Origin of the sequence: Aeromonas simiae (genome assembly GCF_014892695.1) — a bacterium.
GTDB lineage: Bacteria > Pseudomonadota > Gammaproteobacteria > Enterobacterales > Aeromonadaceae > Aeromonas > Aeromonas simiae.
Genome location: NZ_CP040449.1, coordinates 1,947,749 through 1,973,576 on the forward strand (window position 1 = coordinate 1,947,749; position 25,828 = coordinate 1,973,576).

General features: G+C 62.8%; 26 protein-coding genes. 9 read left to right on the top strand and 17 right to left on the bottom strand.

Annotated features, from left to right (window positions below; all coding sequences use genetic code 11):
• Nucleotides 1-45 precede the first annotated feature (45 nt).
• Both FE240_RS09220 and FE240_RS09225 read left to right on the top strand, forming a co-directional pair.
• Nucleotides 46-1,731 carry an aspartate:alanine antiporter gene (locus tag FE240_RS09220; RefSeq protein WP_193004314.1) on the top strand — a complete coding sequence of 562 codons (1,686 nt, stop codon included), beginning with the start codon at nt 46-48 and terminating at the stop codon, nt 1,729-1,731.
• Nucleotides 1,732-1,850: 119 nt separating this feature from the next.
• Complete coding sequence (locus FE240_RS09225) at nt 1,851-2,255, top strand: GFA family protein (protein ID WP_193004316.1); 405 nt, start codon at nt 1,851-1,853, stop codon at nt 2,253-2,255.
• Nucleotides 2,256-2,305: 50 nt separating this feature from the next.
• On the opposite strand, the gene alr is transcribed toward FE240_RS09225, so the two are convergent.
• The 4 genes from alr to FE240_RS09245 form a co-directional block, all read right to left on the bottom strand.
• Complete coding sequence (gene alr / locus FE240_RS09230) at nt 2,306-3,352, bottom strand: alanine racemase (protein ID WP_193004510.1); 1,047 nt, start codon at nt 3,350-3,352, stop codon at nt 2,306-2,308.
• A gap of 451 nt (nt 3,353-3,803) precedes the next feature.
• On the bottom strand, nt 3,804-5,468 hold the full coding sequence (locus FE240_RS09235; protein WP_193004318.1) for an AMP-binding protein: 1,665 nt from the start codon (nt 5,466-5,468) through the stop codon (nt 3,804-3,806).
• A 92-nt stretch (nt 5,469-5,560) separates the two neighbouring features.
• Entirely contained in the window at nt 5,561-5,839 is a 279-nt protein-coding gene (locus FE240_RS09240) for a YfcL family protein (protein ID WP_042046527.1), read from the bottom strand.
• An 83-nt stretch (nt 5,840-5,922) separates the two neighbouring features.
• A complete protein-coding gene (locus tag FE240_RS09245) occupies nt 5,923-7,032 on the bottom strand; it encodes an ATP-NAD kinase family protein (protein ID WP_193004320.1) in 1,110 nt (369 codons plus the stop codon).
• Nucleotides 7,033-7,141: 109 nt separating this feature from the next.
• Here FE240_RS09245 and FE240_RS09250 point away from each other — a divergent pair, with 109 nt between their 5' ends.
• On the top strand, nt 7,142-7,870 hold the full coding sequence (locus FE240_RS09250; RefSeq protein WP_193004322.1) for a TerC family protein: 729 nt from the start codon (nt 7,142-7,144) through the stop codon (nt 7,868-7,870).
• A gap of 59 nt (nt 7,871-7,929) precedes the next feature.
• Here FE240_RS09250 and FE240_RS09255 read toward each other — a convergent pair whose 3' ends face one another.
• The 11 genes from FE240_RS09255 to pspA form a co-directional block, all read right to left on the bottom strand.
• Nucleotides 7,930-8,310 carry an OmpA family protein gene (locus tag FE240_RS09255; RefSeq protein ID WP_193004609.1) on the bottom strand — a complete coding sequence of 127 codons (381 nt, stop codon included), beginning with the start codon at nt 8,308-8,310 and terminating at the stop codon, nt 7,930-7,932.
• 28 nt (nt 8,311-8,338) lie between these two features.
• Nucleotides 8,339-9,634 carry a diguanylate cyclase gene (locus FE240_RS09260; protein ID WP_193004324.1) on the bottom strand — a complete coding sequence of 432 codons (1,296 nt, stop codon included), beginning with the start codon at nt 9,632-9,634 and terminating at the stop codon, nt 8,339-8,341.
• Nucleotides 9,631-10,182, bottom strand: a complete 552-nt coding sequence (locus FE240_RS09265; RefSeq protein ID WP_193004326.1) for a YfiR family protein — start codon at nt 10,180-10,182, stop codon at nt 9,631-9,633. The genes FE240_RS09260 and FE240_RS09265 overlap by 4 nt, the downstream gene beginning before the upstream one ends.
• A complete protein-coding gene (gene tyrR, locus FE240_RS09270; protein WP_042046532.1) occupies nt 10,169-11,716 on the bottom strand; it encodes a transcriptional regulator TyrR in 1,548 nt (515 codons plus the stop codon). The genes FE240_RS09265 and tyrR overlap by 14 nt, the downstream gene beginning before the upstream one ends.
• A 136-nt stretch (nt 11,717-11,852) precedes the next feature.
• Nucleotides 11,853-12,188 (bottom strand): 4a-hydroxytetrahydrobiopterin dehydratase, encoded by a 336-nt coding sequence (locus FE240_RS09275; RefSeq protein ID WP_193004327.1) that lies wholly within the window; start codon nt 12,186-12,188, stop codon nt 11,853-11,855.
• Nucleotides 12,189-12,211: 23 nt separating this feature from the next.
• Nucleotides 12,212-13,006 (bottom strand): phenylalanine 4-monooxygenase, encoded by a 795-nt coding sequence (gene phhA / locus FE240_RS09280; protein ID WP_193004329.1) that lies wholly within the window; start codon nt 13,004-13,006, stop codon nt 12,212-12,214.
• 105 nt (nt 13,007-13,111) lie between these two features.
• On the bottom strand, nt 13,112-14,134 hold the full coding sequence (locus tag FE240_RS09285; RefSeq protein ID WP_193004331.1) for a YcjF family protein: 1,023 nt from the start codon (nt 14,132-14,134) through the stop codon (nt 13,112-13,114).
• Between the two features lie 9 nt (nt 14,135-14,143).
• Entirely contained in the window at nt 14,144-15,541 is a 1,398-nt protein-coding gene (locus tag FE240_RS09290) for a YcjX family GTP-binding protein (RefSeq protein ID WP_193004333.1), read from the bottom strand.
• A complete protein-coding gene (pspC, locus tag FE240_RS09295; protein WP_193004335.1) occupies nt 15,541-15,936 on the bottom strand; it encodes an envelope stress response membrane protein PspC in 396 nt (131 codons plus the stop codon). Before pspC ends, FE240_RS09290 begins: the two co-directional genes overlap by 1 nt.
• The gene (pspB, locus tag FE240_RS09300) at nt 15,933-16,169 is read right to left on the bottom strand and encodes an envelope stress response membrane protein PspB (protein ID WP_042048899.1); all 237 of its coding nucleotides are present in this window, start codon (nt 16,167-16,169) and stop codon (nt 15,933-15,935) included. Before pspB ends, pspC begins: the two co-directional genes overlap by 4 nt.
• Before the next feature lie 3 nt (nt 16,170-16,172).
• A complete protein-coding gene (pspA, locus tag FE240_RS09305; protein ID WP_042048898.1) occupies nt 16,173-16,847 on the bottom strand; it encodes a phage shock protein PspA in 675 nt (224 codons plus the stop codon).
• A gap of 181 nt (nt 16,848-17,028) precedes the next feature.
• On the opposite strand from pspA, the gene pspF reads away from it, so the two are divergent.
• Genes pspF through FE240_RS09335 form a run of 6 tightly spaced genes read left to right on the top strand, consistent with a single transcriptional unit; the run spans nt 17,029 to nt 23,269 of the window.
• Nucleotides 17,029-18,027, top strand: coding sequence for a phage shock protein operon transcriptional activator (gene pspF / locus FE240_RS09310; RefSeq protein ID WP_193004337.1), 999 nt, complete (start codon nt 17,029-17,031; stop codon nt 18,025-18,027).
• A 25-nt stretch (nt 18,028-18,052) separates the two neighbouring features.
• On the top strand, nt 18,053-19,654 hold the full coding sequence (sapA, locus tag FE240_RS09315; protein WP_193004339.1) for an ABC transporter substrate-binding protein SapA: 1,602 nt from the start codon (nt 18,053-18,055) through the stop codon (nt 19,652-19,654).
• A gap of 1 nt (nt 19,655) precedes the next feature.
• The gene (locus FE240_RS09320; RefSeq protein WP_042048895.1) at nt 19,656-20,609 is read left to right on the top strand and encodes an ABC transporter permease; all 954 of its coding nucleotides are present in this window, start codon (nt 19,656-19,658) and stop codon (nt 20,607-20,609) included.
• Nucleotides 20,599-21,486 (top strand): putrescine export ABC transporter permease SapC, encoded by an 888-nt coding sequence (gene sapC, locus FE240_RS09325; protein WP_193004341.1) that lies wholly within the window; start codon nt 20,599-20,601, stop codon nt 21,484-21,486. The genes FE240_RS09320 and sapC overlap by 11 nt, the downstream gene beginning before the upstream one ends.
• A complete protein-coding gene (locus tag FE240_RS09330; protein ID WP_042048893.1) occupies nt 21,486-22,484 on the top strand; it encodes a peptide ABC transporter ATP-binding protein in 999 nt (332 codons plus the stop codon). Before sapC ends, FE240_RS09330 begins: the two co-directional genes overlap by 1 nt.
• Nucleotides 22,481-23,269: a peptide ABC transporter ATP-binding protein gene (locus FE240_RS09335; protein ID WP_193004343.1), complete on the top strand. Its 789-nt coding sequence runs from the start codon at nt 22,481-22,483 to the stop codon at nt 23,267-23,269. The genes FE240_RS09330 and FE240_RS09335 overlap by 4 nt, the downstream gene beginning before the upstream one ends.
• 149 nt (nt 23,270-23,418) lie before the next feature.
• Here FE240_RS09335 and miaE read toward each other — a convergent pair whose 3' ends face one another.
• Together miaE and purF are read right to left on the bottom strand one after the other, a co-directional pair.
• Nucleotides 23,419-24,177, bottom strand: coding sequence for a tRNA isopentenyl-2-thiomethyl-A-37 hydroxylase MiaE (gene miaE, locus FE240_RS09340; RefSeq protein ID WP_193004511.1), 759 nt, complete (start codon nt 24,175-24,177; stop codon nt 23,419-23,421).
• A 125-nt stretch (nt 24,178-24,302) separates the two neighbouring features.
• Entirely contained in the window at nt 24,303-25,820 is a 1,518-nt protein-coding gene (gene purF, locus FE240_RS09345; protein ID WP_193004345.1) for an amidophosphoribosyltransferase, read from the bottom strand.
• Between the last annotated feature and the right edge of the window lie 8 nt (nt 25,821-25,828).

Here is a 25,828-nt window from a genome sequence, read left to right on the forward strand (position 1 = left end):
AGGGCATACTAGCGGCCCCTTGTAACTTCTCGGTTAGTCCGGGCAATGACGATTGATTTTGTGACCCTGCTTCATCAAAGCGACTCCCTGCTGCTGTTTGTGGTGCTGGCCTTCGGCCTGCTACTTGGCAAGGTTCGCCTCGGCAACTTCCAGATTGGCAACACCATAGGGGTGCTCTTCACCGCCTTGCTGTTCGGCCAGATGGGGTTTCAGTTCACCACCTCGACCGAAAATGTCGGCTTCATGCTGTTCATCTTCTGTGTCGGTATCGAAGCAGGGCCGCACTTTTTCAGCGTCTTCCTGCGTGACGGCATCCACTACATCACCCTGACCTTGGTGATCTTGCTCTCGGCCCTGCTGCTGACGGTGGGATTGGCCAAGTTCTTCGATCTCGGCCCCGGCATGGCCGCCGGGATCTTGGCCGGCTCACTCACCTCGACCCCGGCCCTGGTCGGTGCCCAAGATGCCCTGCGCAGCGGCCTGCTCAACCTGCCGCACCAGACCGACATGCAAGGAGTGCTCGACAACATGGGCATCGGCTATGCCCTGACCTATCTGGTGGGGCTGGTGGGCTTGATGGTGGTGGTGCGTTATCTGCCGGCGATGGCCCGCCTCGATCTCACCACTGAGGCGCAGAAGATAGCCCGCGAGCGCGGCCTCTCCGACACCGAGCACCGCAAGACCTATCTGCCTATCATCCGCGCCTACCGGGTTGGCCCCGAGCTGGCGGCCTGGATTGGCGGGCGCACCCTGCGCGAGACCGGCATCTATCCGCACACCGGCTGCTATGTGGAGCGGCTGCGCCGCAACGGCATTCTGGCCAGCCCCGATGGGGACGCCATCATTCAGGAGGGGGATGAGATTGCTCTGGTGGGCTACCCGGAGAGCCACGAGAAGCTCGATCTCAACTACCGCAACGGCAAAGAGGTGTTCGACCGGGATCTGCTCGACCTGCAAATCGTCACCGAAGAGATAGTGGTCAAGAACGACGCCATCGTCGGGCGCCACCTGGCCGAGCTCAACCTGACCGAGAAGGGGTGCTTTCTCAACCGCATCGTCCGCTCCCAGATTGAGATGCCCTTTGATCGCAACATCATGTTGCAAAAGGGCGACGTGCTTCAGATAAGCGGCGAGAAGCTGCGGGTCAAACAACTGGCCAGCAAGATCGGTTTTATCAGCATCCACAGCCAAACCACGGATCTGGTCGCCTTCGCCACCTTCTTCGTGATGGGGCTGCTGATTGGCTCGGTTTCGCTGGTGTTCGGCCAGATTGAGTTCGGCCTTGGCAACGCGGTCGGCCTGCTGGTGGCCGGCATCCTGATGGGCTATCTGCGCGCCAACCACCCGACCGTGGGCTACGTGCCCCCCGGTGCGCTGCGCCTGGCCAAGGATCTGGGTCTGGCCGTCTTCATGGTCAGCACCGGTCTCAAGGCCGGCAGCGGCATCCTCACCCACTTAAGCGAGGTGGGGGGCATCGTGCTCTTCTCCGGTTTCATCGTCACTGCCATCCCGGTGCTGGTGGGCTACCTGTTCGGGGTCTGGGTGCTGAAGATGAACCCGGCACTGCTGCTCGGCGCCATCACAGGGGCCCGCACCTGCGCCCCGGCCATGGACGTGGTCAACGAGGCGGCCAACAGCTCGATCCCGGCGCTCGGCTACGCCGGCACCTATGCGGTGGCCAACGTCATGCTCACCCTAGCGGGCTCGTTTATCATCAGTTTCTGGTTCTAGCCGAGCCCGCTGCCGCGACGCCTCCTTCGGGAGGCGTCTTTATTTGTGCGATCGCCTTGCGGTTTTTCCTCACCACTTCGTGGCTATACTCCCCCTTCACCCGAGACGAGGAGAGCATCATGCAAGGAACCTGTCTGTGCGGCGCCATCACGGTGACAGCGCCGGATCAAACCGAGGTGGGCGCCTGCCATTGCAGCATGTGCCGTCGCTGGGGCGGCGGCCCATTGCTGGCGCTGCACGGCGGCAGTGACGTGCACTTTACTGGCGCCACTCCGAGCGTCTATCGCTCATCCCAGTGGGCCGAGCGGGGTTTTTGCCCCCATTGCGGCAGCCACCTTTTCTATCGGTTGGTACAAAGCGGTGAGTATGAGCTACCGGCTGGCCTGTTCCAGGACGCCCCCCTTCACCTCGCCAGCGACATTTTCATCGACGAAAAACCGGCCTACTACCGCTTTGCCGACGTGCCCAAGCAGCTCACCGGCGCCGAGGTTTTCGCCCTGTTTGCCCCCAAGCCGAGCGAGTGAACATACCAAGGGCGCCCTCAGGCGCCCTTGGTTTACGGCAGATCACTATCTTAAATGGGGTAAAGCGCCACCCGCCCGGTCAGGCGCGTCACCAGCTCATAGGGAATGGTGCCAACGTACTCGGCCACCCGCTCCACCGGCAACCCCTCCCCCCATAGCACCACCTCATCCCCCACCCTATCGCTGGCATCCGGGCCGAGATCGACCGTTAGCATGTCCATCGACACCCGCCCGACGATCGGCACCTCGCGGCCATTGATCAGCAGCGGCGTCCCCTCCGGGGCCAGCCTGGGATAACCGTCCCCATAGCCAGCCGCCACCACCCCGAGCCGGGTCGCGCGCGGGGCAATCCAGCGCCCCCCATAACCGACCGGCGCCCCGGCCGGGCACTCGCGCACCGCCATCAGTCGGCTCTTGAGGGTCATCACGGGGCGTAACCCACGATCGGTGCCACGCTCACCGGCAAAGGGGGAGATGCCGTAGAGAGCCAGTCCGGGGCGAACCCAGTCACCGCGGGCATCGGGCCAAGCCAGCAGGCCGGCCGAATTGGCCAGCGCCTTGTCTCCCGGCAGATCACGGGTCATGGCATAGAAGCGGGTGATCTGCTCGGCCGTGGTGTCGCAGTCAAGCTCGTCGGCGCGGCCAAAGTGGGTCATCTGGTGCACCGGCTGGGCCACATTCGGGCAACAGGAGAGGCGCGCCATCATATCCGCCAACTGCGCCTCTCCGATCCCGAGCCGGTTCATTCCCGTGTCCAGCTTGAGCCAGACCGTGACAGGACGGGCCAGCGACGCCTGCTCCAGCGCCACCAACTGCTCTTCGCAGTGCAGTGAGGTCTGCAAATCCAGCCTAGCCAGCGTCGCCAGCGCCTCACTCCCCTGAAAACCGCCCAAGATCAGGATTGGCTTGGTCACCCCCGCGGCCCGCAGCGCCATCCCCTCCTCAATACGAGCCACCCCATAGGCATCCGCCTGCGCCAAGGCCTTGGCCAGTGCCACCATGCCGTGACCATAGGCATTGGCCTTGAGCACCGCCATCACCCGGCTCTCCCCGGCCCGCTCGCGCAGCACCGCCAGATTGTGGTGCAGTGCTTCCATGCTGATCTCTGCTCTCACTCGACACTCCTGTCGTTTCCACTTTCGCCACCATTACTGGCATACCCCACCAATCATCAGCAACATCTTGGTGATATACACCAGACAATGCCAATATCATGGTCTCTGCGAGCAGTATACGGCATGATTTACAGATTTTTTACCCAATTTAACCACCAAGCAACACAAAAAACAAAATAAAAAACCAACAAGAAACATCAATGCAGTCAGCCGATAAAAGCCCCACGACATGTACCTCATAAACCACCAACCACAGGCGCAATGACCACCACAATGTCCCACACGCACTCGCCTCCCCCTGCCTGCCTCCTGTGGTGTGATGCCCCTTTCGCGCCTCACTGGCAGACCCGCCAAGAGGTCGAGCGCCCGGCTCCGCCGGGCACCAATATGCAACAGCCCCGCACTGCGGGGCTGTTTCTCTTCCTACGCGCCTTCAACGCTCCCAGACCACGTTGCGATCCGCTGGCCAGTGATGACCCAACTCGGCATAGCGCTGCTCAAGCAAGTGGCGGCGGATCTTCATGGTGGGGGTGAGCACACCGTTTTCGATGTTCCACGGCTCTTTGACCACAAACAAGCCGCGCAGCTTGGCGTGCGGCTCAAGGCGGTCGTTGACCTTCTGTCTGGCCGCATCCAGGATGCGCTCAAGCACGGCCCGCTCCTCCTGATAGGCCTGGGCGGTCAGTTGCACCAGCGCCAGGGGCTGCGGCATGCCATAGCCGATCACGCACAGCTGCTCGATGAGCGGCTCCTGACCCAGCATCCCCTCGATGGGCACCGGCGCCACGTACTTGCCCTTGGCGGTCTTGAAGAGATCCTTCATCCGCCCCGTGATGGTGAGATACCCCTCGCTGTCGAGCTTGCCCATGTCCCCCGTATGCAGCCAGCCATCATCATCCAGAGCGGCCCTGCTGCTTTGCTCATCCTTGTAGTAGCCGAGCATCATCCCCTCGCAGCGACAGAGGATCTCCCCCTCCTCTGAGATGCGGATGGTGACGCCGGGGCCGGCCCGCCCCACCGTGCCTATCTTATCGGCGCGAAACGGGTAGTTGAGGGTCGAGTAGGCATGGTTTTCGGTCATCCCCCACGCCTCGGTGATGTCAAGACCGATGCTGTGGTACCACTGCAACAGGGCCGGGGCTACCGGTGCCGAGCCACAGCCAAGCACCCGCGCCTTGTCAAGCCCCAGCCCCTCGCGCAACTTGCGCTTGATAAGGCTGGAGAGCAGCGGAATTTTCAGCAGCAGCGCCAGTTTGTGCGGCGGCAGCTTCTCGTGGATCTTGCTGCGAAACATGGCCCACAGACGCGGTACCGAGATGAAAACGGTGGGACGGCAGCGTTTAACATCCTCGATGAAGGTGTCGAGGGACTCGGGGAAGGCGATGGTCGCCCCGCTGTAAAGGCTGCCGCCGTAGACGTAGACCCGCTCGGTAATGTGGGCGAGCGGCAGGTAAGAGAAACCGCGATCGGCGGCAGTGAGCCCCACCGCCTCGACCAGCTTCTCGCAGGACCAGGCATAGCGCTCGACACTCAGCATGGCCCCCTTGGGCTTGCCGGTGCTGCCCGAGGTGTAGACCAGGCTCAGCAGTGCGTCGGGCTCTTGCAGCGGACTCTCCTTGATGGGCTCGTGCGCCGCGAGCAGCTCGTTCCACTGCTGCGCCGCCGGCATGGTCGGATAGGGAAAGGCGATGCGCAGCAGATCCTCGGGCACGCCGTGCGCCTGGGCCTGCCAGTCGTCGAGTTTGCCGACAAAGATGGCCTTGGCTTCGCTGTGACGCAGCACGTATTCGATGGTGTCACTGTTGGCAGTGGGGTAGATAGGCACGCTGACATACCCCCCCATCTGCAACGCCAGATCGGCGATAAACCACTGAGCACAGTTTTTGGAAAGCAGGGCGATGCGATCCCCTGACTGCATGCCGAGCGCGCGCAGAGCCGCCACCATGCGCCGCGTCTCGTCGGCGACGCGAAACCAGCTGTAATCGTCATATTGGCGCTGGAGTGTCTGGCGCAGGTAGATACGTTCAGGAGAGTGCCGCTCCCAGTGATAGAGCATCTCGAGCGGCAATCGGTGGGCAATCTTGGAATGGGTGGCCATGGTCTAGTCCCTTACACAGTTGGCACCCAAATTATTAACGATTTGTTAATTATCGGAAAAGCTCAAACTCGCTCCTGAGTTTGAAATGTGACTCACGCCTCGGCTTGCTGCTGCAACTGTTGCCACATGGCCAGCACCAATGCCTGATCCTCATCGGAGAGCTCCCCTTGCAAGATCGCCTCGTTGAGGCTTCGCATCACATAATTTTTGACATCGCGCACCAAATTGCGCCCCTCCAGCTCGGCCCGAGCCACCGCCAGAGAGATATGGCCACGCAGGTAGCCCCCGGCAAACAGCTCGTCATCGCTTGCGCTAGCGACCTGGTGATCGATCAGTGCCAGTAGCTTTTGCTCGTATTCCTGGATCGACAACGTACTTTGAATCGACATGATGCAGCCTCACAGGCCGGGTTCGCCGGCGCTTACGTAAAATGATGATTCCTTGCCCAGACGGTTTAGCGCGGGTTGGCCACCGGGTAGATGACCTGATCCCGCCAACCGGTGATGATGCGCCTATACCCCTCAAGGGCAAGGTCGAGCGCCTCATCCCCGGTATCCACCAGCAGCGCTCGCCCCCCGAGGGCGGCCAGCTTGGCCTTGGTGGCCACCACCATGATCTGCTCAGGCCCGATGTGGCGGATCACCGCCGGGCTGAGCTGCTGATTACCCCGTCCAAACAGATGGCCCTGACCGCCGATCGGCGTGATGACCAACCGGCAAGGCCGCCCAGCGATCCGTTCAAGGATCTCGTCGGCGCGCAGATCCTGCCCGATCAGCCGGCCGTTTTCCACCAGATCCACACCGAGCAGTGTGTTTTCGAGACCCAGTTCATCCATGCAGGCGGCCACCGTGCTGCCCGAGCCCATCAGATAGAGGGTATCGGGCTCCATGCGCGAGACCACCTCAGCCGCGATATCGGGCAGCACCAACGACGCGTGCTCGCGACCGGCCAATTTGACCGCCTGCACAAAGCGCAGATCCTGAGGCACCAGCAGCTCGCCATAATGGCGGGTTCGCACCCGGCCGGCCCGAAAGGCCACCTCGTCGATGTCCATCACCTCGCCTTCGCACAGGGAGAGCAGCTCACCGCGAACCATACGGGCGACCAGCCGCCCCGCCGCCTGGGGCGTCACGGCATAGACGCCGGAGTGGATCTTGCAACCGGCCGGGATACCAAGCACATGCACGCCAGCCCCCACGGCGGCGCACAGATCGCGCGCCGTGCCGTCACCACCGGCAAACAGCAGCAGATCAACCCCTGCCGCGCACATGGCCTGCGCCGCCGCACGGGTATCCTCGGCCGACGTCTCGGCACAGGCCGGCCGCCAGATCACCTCACAGGCAAAGCCCAGCTCGCGCGCCAGGCGCTCTCCCATCTCACCGGCCACCGTCACCAGTTGCAGCGGCAACCCGACGAGTTCACCTAGCGCGGCGCGGGCCCGTTCGCCGGCCAGTGGCACAGCCCCAAGCTGGCGGGCGCGCTCGGCCATGGCGTCGGTGCCCTTGAGCGCCACCGCGCCCCCCATGCCGGCGATCGGATTGATAATTAGCCCCAGACGAAACATGTCAGACTCCCTTCATGACGAGAGAGGCATTGTACCCCTTGATAGCAGTGGAACAAGGGAAGCGGCAGCGCTAGAATCGCCGCCGTTTCTCCTCTGCAAGGTATGCAACATGTTTGAATGGATCCTCGATCCCTCCGCCTGGATAGCCCTGGCGACCCTGACCCTGCTCGAAATCGTGCTCGGTATCGACAACATCATCTTCATCTCCATCCTGGTCGGCCGTCTGCCCGCCGCGCAGCGCCAACGGGCCCGTGTCATCGGGCTGGGGCTGGCGATGGGCACCCGGATCCTGCTGCTGCTCTCGCTGGCCTGGGTCATGCGCCTGACCGAGCCGCTGTTCACCGTGCTCGGTGAAGAGATCTCCGGGCGTGACCTCATCTTGCTGGTGGGGGGCCTGTTTCTCATCGCCAAGAGTACCCATGAGATCCACCAGAGCATGGAAGGGGGCGAAGAGGGCGAAAGCGGTCTGGCTAAGGCCGGCGCCGGCTTTGTCTCGACCCTGATCCAGATCGCCATCCTCGATATCGTCTTCAGCCTCGACTCGGTGATCACCGCAGTCGGCATGGCCGACCACGTACCGGTGATGGTGATGGCCATCGTCATCGCGGTCGGCATCATGATGTTCGCCGCCAAACCGATCGGCGACTTCGTCGATCTGCACCCAACCCTCAAGATGCTGGCCCTCTCCTTCCTGGTGCTGGTCGGGTTTGCCTTGATGGCAGAAGGGCTGGATCTGCACATTCCGAAGGGTTACATCTACTTCGCCATGGCCTTCTCGCTGACGGTGGAGATGATCAACATTCGCCTGCGCGGCCACCTCGGCAAGCCGCAGGCCTGATCCCCGCAGAAAGTAAAAGAGCGCCCCATGGCGCTCTTTTTTTATTGCATGCGGTCTGCTCAATCGGTGATGACGATGGCCACCCGTCGATTCTGGCTGCGGCTGGCCCGGCTAGCGTTGCTCTCGACCGGAAAATCGGCCCCCAGCCCACGCACCTGCAAGTTGGCGCGCGGCATGCCCGACTCTTCCAGCACGTCGGCCACCGACTGGGCACGGCGCAAAGAGAGCTGCTGGTTATATTGCGCATCACCGTAGGAGTCGGTGTGGCCGTCGAGCCGGGCCCAATCGATCTTGGCCGCCTTGAGCGTCTTGCCCAATTGCAGCACGCTGGCTCTGCTCTGAGCATTGAGCTGGCTGGATTCGTTGGCAAACAGCACCTTGCTGCTTAACCCCAGCTCCCAGCCCTCTTCAATCTCCTGAAAGCCCTGCGCCTTGAGCACGGTCACCTGAGTCGGGTTGAGACGCCCCTCAGGAAGACTCTGGCACCCGCTCAGTCCCAGAAGGCCGATCCATAGTAGCGGCAGCGTATGCCGTATCGTCTTGCTTGGTTTGATGGTGTACCCCCTTGTTGTTTCTTGCGGCCTGTTTGGCACGGTACATCTCCTCATCCGCCTCGCGCATCAACTCGTCGATATCGCGCAGTACAGGCGGACAATGGCTGTGGCCGATGCTCAGGGTGGCCACCAGTGACCGCCCGTCAGGCAAGGTGATCCCCTGCGCCATGACCTGATGCAAGGCTTCAACCAGTTGTGATGCCATGGCGGCATCTTCTCCTTGGAGCAGGATGGCGAACTCATCCCCTCCCAGCCGTGAAGGCAGTGCCGAGGCGGGCAGCGTGGTGCGCAGTCGCTCGGCAATGGTCACCAGCACGGCATCACCGGCCGCGTGACCATAGGTGTCATTGATCAGCTTGAAGCGGTTGCAATCCATATAGAGCAGGCACAAAGGTCGCTGCTCGCTGCGGCAACGCGCCAACGCTTGCTCCATGCACTCTTCGAGCAGCGCCCGGTTGGCAAGGCCGGTCAGGTTGTCGTGGGTGGCCTGATGGCGCAAGGTGGCGTGCACCTCTTCTTGCCAGGATTGCCAGCGCTCCAGCTCGCCCAGCAGGGCGTTAAAATCCTCATTGAGCTGATCCAACTCGGCAATCGAGGTGCTCGGCAGGCGCTGACTGAAATCCCGCTTGCGCCGCACCTCATGGGCCAGTTTGGCCAGCTGTTGCAGTGGACCGAGGATGTGCAACTGGGTGCGTTGGGAGACCACATAAGCCCCCCCTCCGCTGATCAGCAAACAGCCGATGATGGCGATCATCACAATGATGGTGAAGGTGAGCAGCGTCGTGCCATGGGCCTCGAGATCCAAGGTGGCTACCACCCGCTCCTCACTGTGGATCGGCATGCTGATCTGCTTGGGTAAGATCCAGCCGGCCAACTGACGGCTCAAGGCGTCGAAGTTACTCCGGTTAGGACGACGCCAGTGCACAAACTCACTGCCATCGGGCAGGCGCAACATGACATCGGAGACCTCTTCACGACGCGCTATCTCGCGCACCATGCCCAGCGCCGCCTCCCGATCCCCAAACACCACGGCCGCTTCGGTGGTATAGCTGATGGAGCGGGCCACCAGCTCCAGATTGTGCACCGCATAACCACGCAACGCCCACAGGGCCGCCAAGGTCAAGCCAATGGTGGCCAGTCCGACCGCCATCGCCATGCTGCCAAGATTGGCCCGCCGCAGCAGGGTGTGCAGTGAAACCGAGTGATTCATTGCCCCCCCCTTCCCTTGCGCCCCAGTTTAAGCACGCCTGGGTGAACTTTGAGACCGCTACGCGAAAGCGAATCGAGATTGACACTGAAACTGATGCGATCCGCCCCCAGACGCAGGCAGAAGATCCCACCCCGTTCACAACCCGGATTATCCTCTTCAATCGCTAATATGCCGCGCCCATTGAGCAGATCCGGTAAGGCCTCCCGTTGCTCTGACGCCATCTTTCCCAAATAGACGACATCACAGCCATCGAACTGCGCCGGCTCGGCCAGATCGATGCGGCGGGTGACGAGCACCCGCCCCTCGTGATTGTGCTTAAGACCGAGCAAGCTGCCGGCATAGGCGGTTTGCCCCGCAATGCACATCTGCAAGGCAGAGATGGGATGCGGCCAGCGGGTATAGGTGATGATATCGATGACCACGTCGTTGACGGCGACCGCGCACAGTTCGGCGCTGATGGCCTCCGCCGCCAGGCTGGCCGGCAAGGAGGGCAACAGCAGCCCAGCGACCACGAGCAGCGCTCGCAGCCACCCTTTATTTCTTACCAAGACCATATTCACGTAATTTGTTGGCGATAGCCGTGTGGGAGACCCCCAGCCGTTTGGCCAGTTGGCGGGTCGAAGGAAATTGTGGATAGAGCCGCTCGAGCAAGCGCCGCTCGAAGCGCTTGACCGCCTCATCGAGATCCCCTTCGAACCACTCGTCGATGGCAGGCATCGGCTCGCTGTCCGCAGGCAGATCGATCTGCTCGGGCCCAAGCTCATCCCCATCGAGCAGCGTCATGGCGCGATAGAGACTGTTGCGCAGCTGCCGTACGTTGCCCGGCCAGCGATAGGCTTGCAGGTAGTCACCCAGATTGCGGCTAAAACGCGGCCGGCTGCGCTGCAACTCGGTGGCAAAGCGCGCCACGAACTCCTGAGCCAGCGGCACGATATCGGCCTTGCGCTCGCGCAAGGGGGGCAGGGTCAGGCTCAGCACGTTGAGGCGGTAGAAGAGATCCTCGCGAAACTTGCCCTGGCCCACCAGCTCCAGCAGATTCTTCTGGGTGGTGCAGATGAAGCGCACGTTGACCTGCACCTCCTGCTCGTCCCCCACCCGGCGAAAGACCCCATCTTGCAACACCCGCAGGAACTTGGTCTGTAAGTGCGGCGACATGTCGCCAATCTCGTCGAGCATCAGGGTGCCGCCACTGGCCAGATCCAGCACGCCGCGCTTGCCCTCGGTGTTGTTGCCAAAGGCACCCGGCGCATAACCAAACAGCTCGCTCTCGGCCACGTTGTCGGGCATGGCGGCGCAGTTAAGTGCCATGAAGGGGCGGCTCGAGCGCAGGCTGGCGCCGTGGCAAGCACGGGCCAGTAACTCCTTGCCGGTACCGGTTTCACCCATCAGCAGCAAGGGGGCATCCTGCATGGCCAGCTTGGCCGCCTCGGCCAGCACCTGCTTCATGCGGTTGCTCTGGGTCTGGATGTGCTCAAAACCACCGATTTCGTCCGCATGCAGGGCGTTGAAGTGCATCCCCACCCGGCGCGCCGATTTCAGCACCACCACGGCACCGGCTAGCGCCTGTCCCTCGCGCTCCCCAGGCACATAGAGCGGGATAAGATCGGCCAAGTACTCCTCGCCGGCAAAGCCCAGCTTGCAGGTCTGCGCCTTGGGATCGCCCGATTCGAGCCAGCGGCTGAAGGCAAACCCCTTGATGTGGTGGCCAAGGGCCGCCCCTTTAAGCTCCTCCAGGCTCGAGCCGAGCGCCGATAGCGCAGCCTGGTTGGCCTGATTGATACGGCCACGCGCATCGAGCGAGAAGATGAGATCGGGCAACGCCTTGAGCAGGGCTCGGATCTCATGGTGCTCGCGCTCCGAGGGCATGAAGGGGATGGTCTTGACGTCATAAACGCCGGGAATGCGGCGGATTTCCGGCATCAGGTGTTGAAAATCGGCGAAATCGAGTTCAGGAAAGTTCAGATAAATGATGCCAGTGGTGTCGATCTCGATACCCCGCAGATCGATATTGCGCTCCACCAGGCGATCAAGCAGCTCACGGGTCAGGCCCAGTCGGTCTTCGCAGCTCACTTCGAGACGCATGTAAGGTTCGTATCCTTGCAGACGGTAGCATTATCCGCGGATGATACAGACTCGCCTGACCTGGTGCGAGTCTTGGCCAGAAAAAATGCGGGTTCGCCACGGATCACGCGGCGAACCCGGACAGAAGTGGACACAATCAGAACAGTTTGTCAGTACGCGCCGCCATGATGAAGTCGTTACGATGCAGCCCCCCTATCTTGTGGGTCCACCAGGTCACGGTCACCCTTCCCCATTCGGTCAGGATGGCGGGGTGGTGAAACTCGGCCTCGGCCAGCGCCCCAAGCCGGTTGGTAAAGGCCAGCGCCTCCTTGAAATTGCGAAAAGAGAAGACGCGTCTGAGCATCAACACGCCCTCCTCTTCCACCGGTTGCCAGTCAGGGATGGCGTGCATCAGCTCCGCCAACTCGGCCTCGCTCACCCTAGGGGCATCGGCACGGCAGGCATCGCAGTGTTGGGCAGCCAGTTCGGTCATAAGGTCACTCCTTCTCGTTTTGCTCAACCAGCCAGCGCCGGCTTAGGGGGAAACAGGGGCGCCCGCAGCCCGAGGCGCATCGCCTGGTGCACCGCCCCCATGATGTCGCGCTCGGCCAGCTCGAACAGATCGTCTAGGCGGCTCAGGGCAAAATAGAGCGGCTGCATGATGTCGATGCGATACGGGGTGCGCAGCACCTCGATGAGATCAAACTCCGCCACCTGAGGGACGGCACCAAGGGCATAACGGGTCTCGCCGATAGAAGAGAGGATCCCGCCGCCATAGAGGCGCAGCCCAGCGGCGGTGCGCAGCAGGCCAAATTCCACCGTGAACCAGTAAAGACGCGCCAGATAGACCCGCTCTTCCTTGCAAGCCGCCAACCCCAATTGCCCATAGACCTGAGTGAAGTGGGCAAACGCCGGGTTGGTGAGCAAAGGGCAGTGACCGTAGATCTCGTGGAAGATATCGGGCTCTTGCAGGTAATCGAGATCTTCCGGGCGGCGGATGAAGGTGGCCACCGGGAAGCGGCGCTGCGCCAGCAGCGAGAAGAAGCGATCAAACGAGATAAGCGCCGGCACCGCCGCCACCGACCAGCCGGTGGAGCCCTCCAGCACCTGCCCCACTTCGTCCAGTTGCGGCACCCGGCTTCGCGGCAAGTTCAGACGGGCCAACCCGGCGCAATACTCGTCACAGGCCCACCCCGGCAACTCGGCACTTTGCCGGGCGATCAGGGTCTGCCAGGTGGCATTTTCCACCTCGCTCCAAGGGATCCGACCATCCGGGCCGGGCGTGTGAGCCACATAGGGAGTCGCTTTCATGGCCGCTTCCACATCGACAGGTCTTATGGCTCAAGATACTGGCTCGGCCCGAAAAACAGCAGCCACCGCGAACGGTGGCTGCCTGGGCTAATCGTAACAATATCGTTACAACGATGACGCATCGGGACGGCGGGTGAGGTAGCCGGTCACCTTCTCCACCAGCGCCTTGCGGTACTGGGCCAGCCGGGGCCGCTCCTCGCCCTGCCAGGGAATAGGGCGGCAGGTCTCCATCACCTTGATCCCAAGACGGGCGGTGAGCAGCCCCGCCCCTACCCCTTGTGCGGCGCGTGCCGAGACCCTCCCCGCCAGATCCGCCCCCAGCACATCCACCCCCACGTCGGTCACCAGCTCAGTGGCGCCGGCATAGAGAAGATTGCGAAACACTTGGCGGATAAGGCGGATGCGGCTCCAATAGCCCAACTCGATACCGTAGACATCGGCGATATCGTCGATCATGCGCAGGTTGCGCCACAAGATCAGCGCCATGTCGACCACCGCCAGCGGGCTCAGCGCAACCATGACCGCCGCCTCGGCCGCCCACTTGACTACCCGGCTCTGTGCCTGACGGTCGCGCTCGGCCAGCACCAGCTGGCTATAGAGGGTGAGCACCTCAGCATCGCTGTGGGTTGCCTCAAGTTGACTGCAAAAACGGCGATACCCCTCCGAGCCCCGCTCCCCCGACTCCTCGGCCAATCGGATGCACAGCGCCTCCCCCTGCCCCACCCCTTGATGGGCCAGCAGATCCTCGGCGCGCGAGCGCACATCCTGGCGCTTTTTCAGGCGGCGCAAGCGGCGCCACTCGCGCCCGGCGGCCAGCGCGGCGCCACAGATCACCAGGCCTGAGGCCAGCAGCCAAGCCCCGCCCCACAGCGGCTCTGCCAGCCACTGCTGCCACAAAAAGTGACCATACTGGCCGAGCGAGAGCAGCCCCACGCCCCCCACACCCCAGGCCAGCAGGCGATGACGCCGCTTCGAACGTGCGGGCCGGGGGCTGAGGCTCTCCTCGACAGCCTCCTCAAGCGGAGCAAAGCTCTGTGGCTCGAGTGTGACCGGGCTGGCCGGGCGCGTGTCGGCGACCGGCGGCGCCAGCTCATCGAGCATCACCTTGCCGCGCGGTTTCTCCTCCATCTTTCCTCCTTAAACCAGCTTGTCGCCGAGCAGGAACTCCAGCGCCGCGTCGAGGCGAACATGAGGCATGGCCTGATGGGGCGCCATCGGCAGCGGCCGGAATGATTGAAAGTCAAAGCTGCCCTGTTGCCACCAGGCGGCAGTGGGTGGGGTGGCGGGCACCTCGCCGGGAAACAGCAGCAGGGGCTGGCCATCGAGCCCGGTTCCCTTGAGGGCGGGGAAGGTATGACCGCCGCTTTGCCCCTGCCCCACCTCGGTGGCGCGCACCGAGGCCAGCGCCATGCACTCGGTCTCGATCCCCTCAAAATGGGCCTGACCACGGCCGCCACGCACCAGTGACTGGAGCAAAGAGACCAGTGCCGGATGCTGCTCCGGGGTCACGTGATCGGCCTTGCTCGCCACCAGCAGCAACTTGTCGATACGCGGAGAGAACAAACGTCGCCACCAGTTGCTCTTGCCGTAGCTGAAGCTCTCCATGATGCGCGAGAGGGCCTGCTGCATGTCGGCAAAGCTCTCCGGGCCGGCGTTGAGCGGTTGCAGGCAGTCCACCAGTACGATCTGGCGATCGAACCCGGCGAAGTGCTGCTCATAAAATCCCTTCACCAGGTGCTGCTTGTAGTGCTCGAAGCGATCGCGCAAAGCCGCGTAGAGGCTGCCCGCGCCACACTCCGCCTCCGGCGCCTGCCACACCCAGGGGACGAACTGCAACATGGGCGCACCGGCATACTCACCGGGCAGCACGAAGCGCCCCGGCTGGATCAGGTGCAGACCGAGTTCATCCTTGCAGCGATGCAGCCACGCCGTGTAGGTGCCCGCCACGGCGGCCACCCGCCCCTCATCGAAAGGGTCCGTGGCCTGCCAGCGGGTCTCCAGCCAGTCACTGGCCAGCTCGCGCAGGGCCGGGCGCGCCAGTTGGGCGCGCACCTGCTCGCTCCACTGCTCGAAGCTCAGCGCCAGCAGCGGCAGATCGAGTAGCCACTCCCCCGGGTAGTCGACAATCTCAAGATAAAGGGTGCTGTGTTCGGCCAACTGGCGACGCAGCAGGTGACGGCTCTGATAACGCAGCTCGAGGCGGATCTCGGCCACGCCGCGGGTCGCCTCGGGCCAGGCCGGCGGCTCGCCCAGCAGGGCCTGCATGCCGCGCTCATAGGCAAAGGTGGGAATGTGATGGTTGAGCTGCGGCACCCGGCGCGCACCGAGCAGCCGACCACGGCGCACCGCCTCCCACTGGGGCAGGCGGGCATCGAGGGCCGCATGCTCGAGTTGATTCACCAGCGCCGTGATAAACGCGGTCTTGCCCGAGCGCGACAGCCCGGTCACCGCCAGGCGCACATGACGATCGAGGCCGCGGTTGACCACGTCAGTGGCCTTCTCCTGCCAGCGCCGCAGGGTATGCTCGAGGCTCATCAGAGTTTGTTGAACTCCCTTCTCAGGTTGAATTCACGGGAGGTGACCAGCCGCTCTAGGGTTTGCAGCCGCGGCTCGAGGCTCTCGAGCTCACGACTGACCCTGGCCAGCGCCTGGCGTGGCGTGCTACCGGCCTGCCAGCTGCGCTCCTTCATCAGGATCCCGTCATCGGTCAGCCGCTGGGGACGTTTGTCGAGCAGCAGCCAGGCGGCGCAGTAGGCAAAAAAGGTAATGAAGCCGGCGAAGATGAGGCCCGAGATGGCGAGCAGGCGCACGATCCAGATCTCAACCCCGAAGTAGTCGGCGAGCCCCGCGCAAACGCCGGCAATCTTGCCACGCTGGGGGTCCCGGTAGAGGCCACGCGTACGCGGCTCCTCTTGCCATGCTCCACTCATGCCTTGCTCCTCCAGCCAGGGACTTCCACATCGAGGATCGACTCGAGGGCGCTGACCCGCTCCTGCATCTTCTCGGCGCGGCTGATGAGGGCGTGCAACTGGGCACGCTCCTCCTCGGCCAGCCCCTCACCCAACCGCCTCTTGGCGCGGTAGTGGAGGATCAGCCAGATAGGCGCCACCACCACCATGAAGACCACCATGGGGATCATCAATATGCCGAGCAGTTCTTCCATCGCTTACTCCCCTTGCACCTTGTCGGATTGACCCAGCTTATTGCGCAGCGCCTCGAGTTCACGGCTGATCTGATCGTCTGCCTCGAGTTCGGCAAACTGCGCCTTGAGGGTGCGATCACCGCCACCGATGTCGGCCTTGGCCTCCATCTCGTCGATGCGCCGCTCCATGCGTTCAAACTTGTCGACCGCGCCCGCACCGGCGCCGCGCTCCAAGGTGCCTTGCACATTGATGCGGCTGCTGGCGGCCTCGCTTCTGATGAGCATCGCCTTCTGACGGGCACGGGCATCTTCGAGCTTGGCCTGCAACTGGCCGATCTCCTCGCCCAGCTTCTGAACGCCGGCTTCAGCCGCCGCCAGCTCACGCTCGAGGGAGGCGACCAGTTCGCTCTGCTTGCTCTTCTCGATGAGGGCGGCGCGGGCGAGATCCTCACGCCCCTTGGTCAGGGCCAGTTCGGCCTTGCTCTGCCAGGCATCGAGCTCTTCGCGGTGGCGCGCCACCTGGCGGGCCAGATCTTTCTGGCTGGCCAGGAAGCGAGCCAGGTTGGAGCGCTCCTTAACCAGTTCATCCTCCATCTCCTGGATGATGAGGCGCACCATCTTTTGCGGATCCTCGGCCTTGTCGAGCAGGGCGGAGAGGTTGGAGTTGATGATGTCGGCGAGACGGGAAAAAATGCCCATGATGGACTCCTTGATAGGCTCATGTGTTAACGCTACAGACACTAGAGCAAGGGCTGTGCCAAGTTGGAATTCTTGCTTAATACCTTGATTTGTCTAGCCTAACACCGTCGAATAGGTGGTGACAAATCCACCTTCGTGGTTAAATACACCAACTGTTGGCCCAAACGACCAAGGAGCATACATGCAGCCCGCCATGGAGAGCCTGCTGGGCGAGTCCAACGCCTTCCTCGAGGTGATCGAGCAGGTATCGCGCCTCGCCCCCCTGCGCAAACCCGTTCTCATCATCGGCGAACGCGGCACAGGTAAAGAGCTGATCGCCCATCGCCTGCATTATCTCTCCCGTCGTTGGGATCAGAGTTTCATCACCCTCAACTGCGCCACCTTGAGCGAGACCCTGCTCGAGACCGAGCTGTTTGGCCACGAGGCGGGCTCCTTCACCGGCGCCGCCAAGCGCCATCAGGGCCGCTTCGAGCGGGCCGACGGCGGCAGCCTGTTCCTCGACGAGCTGGCCACCTGCTCGGTCAGGGTGCAAGAGAAGCTGCTGCGCGCCATCGAGTACGGCGAATTCGAACGGGTCGGCGGCGCCAAGCCGGTCAAGGTCGACACCCGCCTCATCTGTGCCACCAACGAAGATCTGCCGCAATTGGCCAGTGATGGAAAATTTCGCCATGACCTGCTGGATCGGCTGGCCTTCGATGTCATAACCTTACCGCCCCTGCGCGAGCGCCCCGAGGATATCCTGCTGCTGGCCGAGTACTTTGCCCACGGCATGACCCGCGAGCTGGGCTTTGCCCTGTTTGCCGGCTTCACCCCAGAGGTGCGCCGGACCCTGCTCGACTACGCCTGGCCGGGCAACGTGCGTGAGCTTAAAAATGTCATCGAGCGCAGCATCTACCGGCAGGCGGCCCCGGATGCGCCGCTGGCAGCCCTAGTGCTCGACCCGTTCGACTCGCCATGGCGCCCACGCAAACGTGACCCCGAGGGGCCCGCCACCGACGCGCTGGCCCTGCCGCTTAACTTAAAGGAGTCGGTGGCTCAGTTCGAAGTGGCGCTGATCCGGCGCGCCATGGGCAGTGCCCAGTACAATCAGCGCAAGGCGGCCGAACTGCTTGAGCTGAGTTATCACCAGTTTCGTGGCATGCTACGCAAGTATCGATTGCAGGATGGCGACGACGCCTGATCCCTTTTCACTACACGGTTCGACCATGATCACCAACAAATACCTGCTGCTGGCCGGGGCGCTGCTACTGGCAGGCTGCCAGCCTCAGGAAAAGAGTGCCGCCCAGGCGGGCCTGATCTACTGCTCGGAAGGGGCACTGCAGACCTTCAATCCGCAGCTGACTAACCTCAGCACCACGCTGGATGCCGTCTCATTCCCGCTCTATGACCGGCTGCTTGAGGTCAACCCCATCACTCTGGCCATCGAGCCTGGGCTCGCCAGCCACTGGCAGATGAGCCAAGATGGCCTGACCTACACCTTTACCCTGCGCAAGGGGGTGATGTTCCACCACAACGCCAACTTTGTGCCGAGCCGCCCCCTCAATGCCGACGACGTGGTCTTCACCTTCACCCGCCTCATCGACACCCACTCCCCTTACAACCCGGTCTCCGGCGGCCGTTACCCCTATTTTCACAGCCTGGGGCTAGATCGCCTGATCACCTCGGTGCATCGTCAGGGGGAGCAGGTGGTGTTCACGCTAAGCCGCCCCAATGCCGCCTTCCTCGCCGATCTCGCCAGCGCCTATGCGGTGATCCTGTCGGCCGAGTACGGCGAGCAGATGCTGCGCGCCGGCACCCCGGAGCAGCTCGACCGCCAGCCCATCGGCACCGGCCCCTATCGCCTCAAGGAGTACCGGGATCGCCAGTTTATCCGTTACCAGCGCCACGACGCTTACTGGAAGGGCCCGGCCCATCTGGAGCAACTGGTGTTTGATATCACGCCCCGCTCGGCCAAGCGACTGGCCAAGCTGCTGACCGGCGAGTGCGATGTGATGGGTTACCCGGCGGCTAGCCAGGTCAAGGTGATCCAGGAGCACGACGATCTGGCCTTGTCGGTGCAATCGGGCATGAACGTGGCCTTTTTGGCCCTCAACACCCGCCAGCCCCCGTTCAACGACGTCCGGGTGCGGCAGGCACTGGCCTACGCCATCAACCGGGAGAACCTACAACAGGCGGTCTATTTCGGCACCGGCGAGGTGGCGCGCGCCCTGCTGCCCTCCCTCTCCTGGGGTTATGATCCCGCCACCGTGCTGCCCAGCCCCGATCTGGTACTGGCCCGCAAGTTGCTGGCCGAAGCTGGCCTAGGTCAGGGGTTCGAGATGACGCTGCTGCTGCAATCAGGCACCCGTCCCTACAACCCGGATCCGCGTAAGAGTGCCCAGCTGATCAGAAACGATCTGGCTGCCATCGGTGTTCGGGTCAAGATCCAGGTACAGGAGTGGAGCGTGATGCAGCGCACCCTGGAGGCTGGCCGCTATGATGCGGTGCTGACCGGCTGGCAGGCCGACAACACCGATCCCGACAGCTTCTTTCGCCAATTGCTCGGCTGCCACGCCATCGCCGCCGGTAGCAACGTCAGCCGCTGGTGTGATCCGGGGTTTGAGCAGTTGCTCGACGATGCGGTCAGCTCGGCGAAGATGGGGTTTCGCATCCGCAACTACTACTATGCCCAGCAGATGCTCACCAGCCAGATGCCCCTCATCCCGCTGGCCCATGCCCTGCAAACCCAGGCCAGCCGCCGCGACGTGCAAGGCCTTACCATGACGCCGCTGGGGGGCACCCTGTTTAACGGAGCCTATCGGAAATAACATGCTGCTCTATACCCTGCGCCGCATCAGCCTGCTGCTGATCACCATACTGGTGCTGACCCTGGTCGCCTACCTGCTCGAGCACCGCCTGATCCATCAGGAGGTTCCCCTGTGGGGTGGCTACGTCGATTACCTGCAACGCCTCGCTGACGGAGATCTCGGCCTCTCTCAGGCCTCCGGCCTGCCGGTGATGTCCCTCATCGCCCTTTACTTCCCGGCCACCTTGCAGCTCTGTCTGGCAGCGTTTTTGGTCTCGCTGCTGCTGGGTATCCCCCTCGGCACCTTGGCGGCCCTCAACCAGGGGCGGTTGCTCGACATGGGAATAATGAGCGCCGGCCTGGTCGGCTACTCGGTTCCTGTCTTCTGGCTGGCGCTGCTGGCGGTCTCGTTCTTCTCCCTCGATCTCGGCTGGCTCCCTTCATCGGGACAGCTCAACCTGCTCTACGATGTGCCGCCACTCACCGGGGCGCCACTGCTCGATATCCTGCTCTTCCCAGCCCCTTGGCAGCACGCCGCCCTGCTCGATGCCCTGCGCCACATGGTGCTGCCCACCCTGGTGCTGGCCATCGTGCCGACCGCCGAGGTGATCCGCCACGTGCGCAGCTCCCTCATCGTGGTGATGAAGCAGAACTACGTGAAGGCCGCCGCCAGCCGCGGCATGTCGCGCCCGGCCATCGTCTGGCGCCACGGGCTCAAGAATGCCCTGCCCCCCATCATCCCCTTGCTCGGCCTGCAATTTGGCAGCGTGCTCACCTCGGCCATGGTGACCGAGGTGATCTTCGACTGGCCCGGCATCGGCCGCTGGCTGGTCAGCAGCATCGCCGTGCAGGACTACGCCGCTATTCAGGGAGGAACCCTGGTGGTCGCCAGTTTCGTCATTCTCGCCAGTGTCACGACCGAGCTGCTGACGACCCTGTTCTATCCGGTGCGCCGCAAGGAGCTGTATGCAAGATAATCTCTACCCGGAGCTGAAGATCCTCTCGCCGCTGGAGCAGACCTGGGCCTCATTTCGCCGCAACCCGCTGGCCATGGTCGGCTTCTGGAGCCTGCTGGCCCTGCTGGCGCTCACCTGTATCGGCCCCTGGGTGCTTCCCTACGGCATCGATCAGCAGCACAGCAACGCTCTGCTGATGCCCCCCTCCTGGTCGAGCAAGGGGAGCATCGATTTCTTCCTCGGCACCGACGATCTGGGCCGCGACATTCTCTCGCGCCTGCTGCTTGGCGCCCGCCTCACCTTCGGCAGTGCCCTGCTGGCGGTGATCATCGCCCTGCTGGCCGGTACCGCCATCGGTATCCTCGGCGGCATGAGCCGCGGGCTCAAATCGAGCGTGCTGCACCACCTGCTCGACACCATTCTCTCCATCCCCTCCCTGCTGCTCGCCATCATCATGGTGGCGATACTGGGACCGGGCCTTGGCAACACCCTGATCGCCATCACCTTGGCGCTCATCCCCCAGTTCATCCGCGCGACCTACCACGCGGTGCATGCCGAGATGCAAAAGGAGTACATCATCGCCAGCCAGCTCGACGGCTCGCCGCCGCTGCGCATCATGCGCCTCGCCGTGCTGCCCAACATTGTCGACACCCTGGTGACCCAGACCACCCGCGCCCTCTCGGCCGCTATTTTGGACATCGCCGCCGTGGGCTTTCTCGGCCTCGGCGCCCAGTCACCCCAGCCCGAGTGGGGCGCCATGCTCGCCGAGTCGAGCGATCTGGTCTATCTCGCCCCTTGGACCGTGACCCTGCCCGGCGTCGCCATCTTCTTTAGCGTGCTGGTCACCAACCTGGTGGGCGAAGGGATCCGCGAAGCCCTGAAAGAGGGGGATGACTGATGCCACTGCTCGACATTCGCAACCTCACCATCGAGATCGAAAGCTCGCAAGGCAAGGTCAAGGTGGTGGACAAGGTAAGCCTGACCCTGGCCGAGGGGGAGATCCGCGGTCTGGTCGGAGAATCCGGCTCGGGCAAGAGCCTGATCGCCAAGGTGATCATGGGACTTGAGAAGGATAACTGGACGGTGCGGGCCGATCGCATGCGCTTTAACGATCAGGATCTGCTGATCATGGAGCCACGGGCACGGCGCAAGCTGCTCGGCCGCGAGATCGCCATGATCTTCCAAGATCCGGTGAGCAGCCTCGACCCCTCCGAACTCATCGGGGCCCAGCTTGAGGAGGCGATCCCGACCCGTGCCTTCCAAGGCCGTATCTGGCAGCGCTTCCAGTGGCGCAAAAAGCAAGCCATCGCCCTGCTACACCGGGTCGGCATCAAGGATCACCGTAAGGTGATGCACGCCTATCCCCATGAGCTCTCCGATGGCATCTGCCAGAAGGTGATGATCGCCATGGCGATCGCCAACCAGCCGCGCCTGCTGGTGGCCGACGAGCCGACCAGCAGTATGGAGGCCACCGCCCAGTCACAGGTGCTGCGTCTGCTCGACAAGATGAACAAGCTGGGTAACACCACCATTTTGCTCATCAGTAACGACATCGCCGCCATCGCCAACCTGACCGACAACATCAATGTCATGTATTGCGGCCAGATGGTCGAGATCGGCACCCGCGAACAGATCCTGACCAACCCGCACCACCCCTACACCGATGCCCTGCTCAAATCGAGCCTGGATCTCGATGAGCTGGTGCGCCACAAGTCGCGTCTGCACGCCCTACCCGGCGTTATTCCTCCGCTGCAACACCTGCCCATCGGCTGCCGGCTGGGGCCACGTTGCCCCTACGCCCAGAAGCAGTGCGTGACCACGCCGGGCATGACCAAGCTCAAGGGGCACCAGTTCAGCTGCCACTTCCCCCTGAACCTCGAGGAGAACAAGAAGTGAGCGAGTCCACTCCGCTGTTGCAGGTGCGCGGCCTGAGCAAGACCTTCCACAACCGCATCGGCCTGCTGCGTCGCCAGAAGGTCGATGCGGTACGCTCTGTCTCGTTCGATTTGGAGGTGGGCCAGACCCTGGCCATCGTCGGTGAGGCGGGCTCGGGCAAGAGCACGCTGGCACGCATTCTGGCCGGCGTCATCGAACCGAGTGATGGCGAGATCCACATCAGTGGTGAGCGGATGGTGCATGGCGACTATCAGACCCGCTGCAAGCTGCTGCGCATGATCTTCCAAGACCCCAGCTCTTCACTGAACCCCAAGCTCCGGGTCGGGCGGATCCTCGAGACACCGCTACGCCTCAACACGGCATTGAGTCCGGAGGCACGTGAGGAGCGGGTGATGGCGGCGCTACGCATGGTGGGGCTGCTGCCCGATCACGCCCTCTTCTACCCCTCCATGCTGGCCGCCGGCCAGAAACAGCGGGTCGCGCTAGCGCGCGCCGTCATCCTCAATCCGCTCATCGTGGTGGCCGATGAAACCCTGGCCACCCTCGACGTCTCGATGCGCTCGCAGATGATCAACCTGCTGCTCGAGATGCAGGAGAACATGGGGCTGAGCTACATCATGGTGGCCAACGATCTGGGCGTGGTGAGTCACATCAGTGACGAGGTGCTGGTCATGCATGAGGGGCGCGTGGTGGAGCGCGGCAAGACGCTACAGGTCTTCACCGATCCCCAGCATGACGTGACCAAACGTCTCATCTCCAACTACGACAACGAGTACCGGCGTTAAGAGTCATGGCGTAACAACGAAGGCTGCCTTTTGGCAGCCTTTGTTGTTACCGGCGCGAAAAAAAACCCGGCTGGGCCGGGTTTAGTGAAAAACACAAATTGAGTCGCTCGTAGTAGGAACAGCGCCTAGATTAGAGATCGCCTTTCTCATCAACAACTGTCAGATCTAACAGGAATACCGCTATGGAAACGGAACTGGGGATCGGGTGTGTTGATGAGCTCGGCCTCCACCTGGCCAATGAAGTGTACGCGCTCCTCGATCGCTTCGCCGGCAAATTGTGCGGCCAGGCTCAGATAGTCCTGATAATGGCGCGCCTCGGAGCGCAGCAGCGAGACATAAAAGCGCCCCAGCTCCTCATCCAGATGGGGCGCTAACTTGGCAAAACGCTCGCAGGAGCGCGCCTCAATATAGGCACCGATGATCAGCTTGTCGACGATGGTGGCGGGCTCGTGGGTGCGCACATGGGCCAGCAGGCCACGGGCATAACGCGAGGCACTCACCGGGCCATACTCGATGCCACGGGCCGTCATGAGCTCAAGCACCTGCTCGAAATGGTGCAGCTCCTCTTGAATGAGCCTGACCATGGGAAAGAGCAACGGGTTACGCTCCAGCTCGGCGAACACGCTGCGATCGCCCTCCCCCATGGTGCGCTTGCCAAGCACCTGCGCCTTCTCCGGGATCGCATCCAGCTCGCGGTAGAAATCGAGCTTAGGCAGCAGATGGCGCTTACCCTTGGGCAGGCAGTAGCGGCGCACTAGGCTGTGGGCGGTCATCGCCGCCTTGGTTTCACAGTTGGCGTGATCGATGAGCAGCACCGGCAGGCTCTCGGGGCGGCGGGCCAGCGCGATCCACTCATCCGGGGTTTCACAGTGCAGGAAGCCCCTCACCGGGGCCAATAGCGCGTCCATCATCATCGCAAGGCTCATCTTAGCGGAATCAATCGGGGCGCTATCCTAACGGATCGCGCCGGATCGGCCAATAAAAACGGGAGCCCCGAGGCTCCCGCTGTCCTATCCAAAGAGAGGCGAAACGTTTAACTGCCCTCGTTGAAGATCTCCAGGTTGCTGGAGTCCTGCCACTCCCGCACCGCCTTGCTGTCATCGTTGCGCATGGCGTTGAGGTGATCCAAGTAGTGCTGATCCACGTCAGAGGTGACGTACTCGCCGTTAAACACCGAGGTCTCGAAGTGACGCAGCTCCGGGTTGAGTTCGCGCACTGCCTCCTGCAAATCCTCCAGATCTTGGAAGATGAGGCCATCGGCACCGATCAGGGCGCAGATCTCTTCCACCTCACGGCCATGGGCGATCAGCTCGTTGGCCACCGGCATGTCGATGCCGTAGACGTTGGGGAAGCGGATCTCCGGGGCGGCGGAGGCAAAGTAGACCTTGGCGGCGCCGGCATCGCGGGCCATCTGGATGATCTGCTCCGAGGTGGTGCCACGCACAATGGAATCATCGACCAGCAGCACCTTCTTGCCCTTGAACTCGGAGCTGATGGCGTTGAGCTTGCGACGAACCGACTGCTTGCGCTGAGTCTGGCCCGGCATGATGAAGGTGCGACCGATGTAGCGGTTCTTCACGAAGCCCTGGCGATAAGGCAGGCCGAGACGCTGGGCAATTTCGAGGGCGATATCGCAGGAGGTCTCGGGAATGGGGATCACCACGTCGATATCGAGCTCTTCCCACTCACGGGCGATCTTCTCACCGAGCTTGCGGCCCATGTTGACCCGAGCCGCATAGACAGAGACCTTGTCGATGAAGGAGTCAGGGCGGGCAAAATAGACGTATTCGAAGATGCAAGGATTGTGCTGGGGCGCCTCGCTGCACTGCAAGGTGAACAGCTGGCCCTGCTCGGTGATGTAGACCGCTTCACCCGGCGCCACGTCACGCACCACCTCGAAGCCACTCACGTCGATGGCGACGCTCTCGGAGGCCACCATGTACTCGACCTGCCCCCGCTCGTCGCTACGACGGCCGAGGATCAGCGGACGAATGCCGTTGGGATCGCGAAATGCCAGCAGACCGTGGCCGATGATGAGGGTCACCACAGCGTAGGCGCCGCGCACCTGAGCATGGGTACGGCGCACGGCGGTGAAGATATCCTCCGGTTGCAGCACCTCTTTGCCCAGCAGATCCAGCTCGTGGGCCAGGACGTTGAGCAACACCTCGGAATCAGAGGTGGTGTTGATATGGCGGCGAGCCCGCTTGAACTGCTCTTCCTTCAACGCCCGGGCATTGGTCAGGTTGCCGTTATGGGCCAGCGCCAGGCCGTAGGGAGAGTTCACATAGAAGGGCTGCGCCTCGGCGGCGCTGGAGCTGCCGGCGGTGGGATAACGCACATGGCCGATCCCCATGTTGCCCTTGAGCCGCTGCATGTGGCGAACCTCAAACACATCCTTCACCAGCCCGTTGGCCTTGCGTTGGCGGAAGTTACCCTCGTCGATGGTCACGATTCCAGCCGCGTCCTGGCCCCTGTGCTGCAACACCGTCAAGGCGTCGTAGAGGGCCTGGTTGACGGGAGTGGTGCCTACTATACCAACAATGCCACACATGTCCTTGC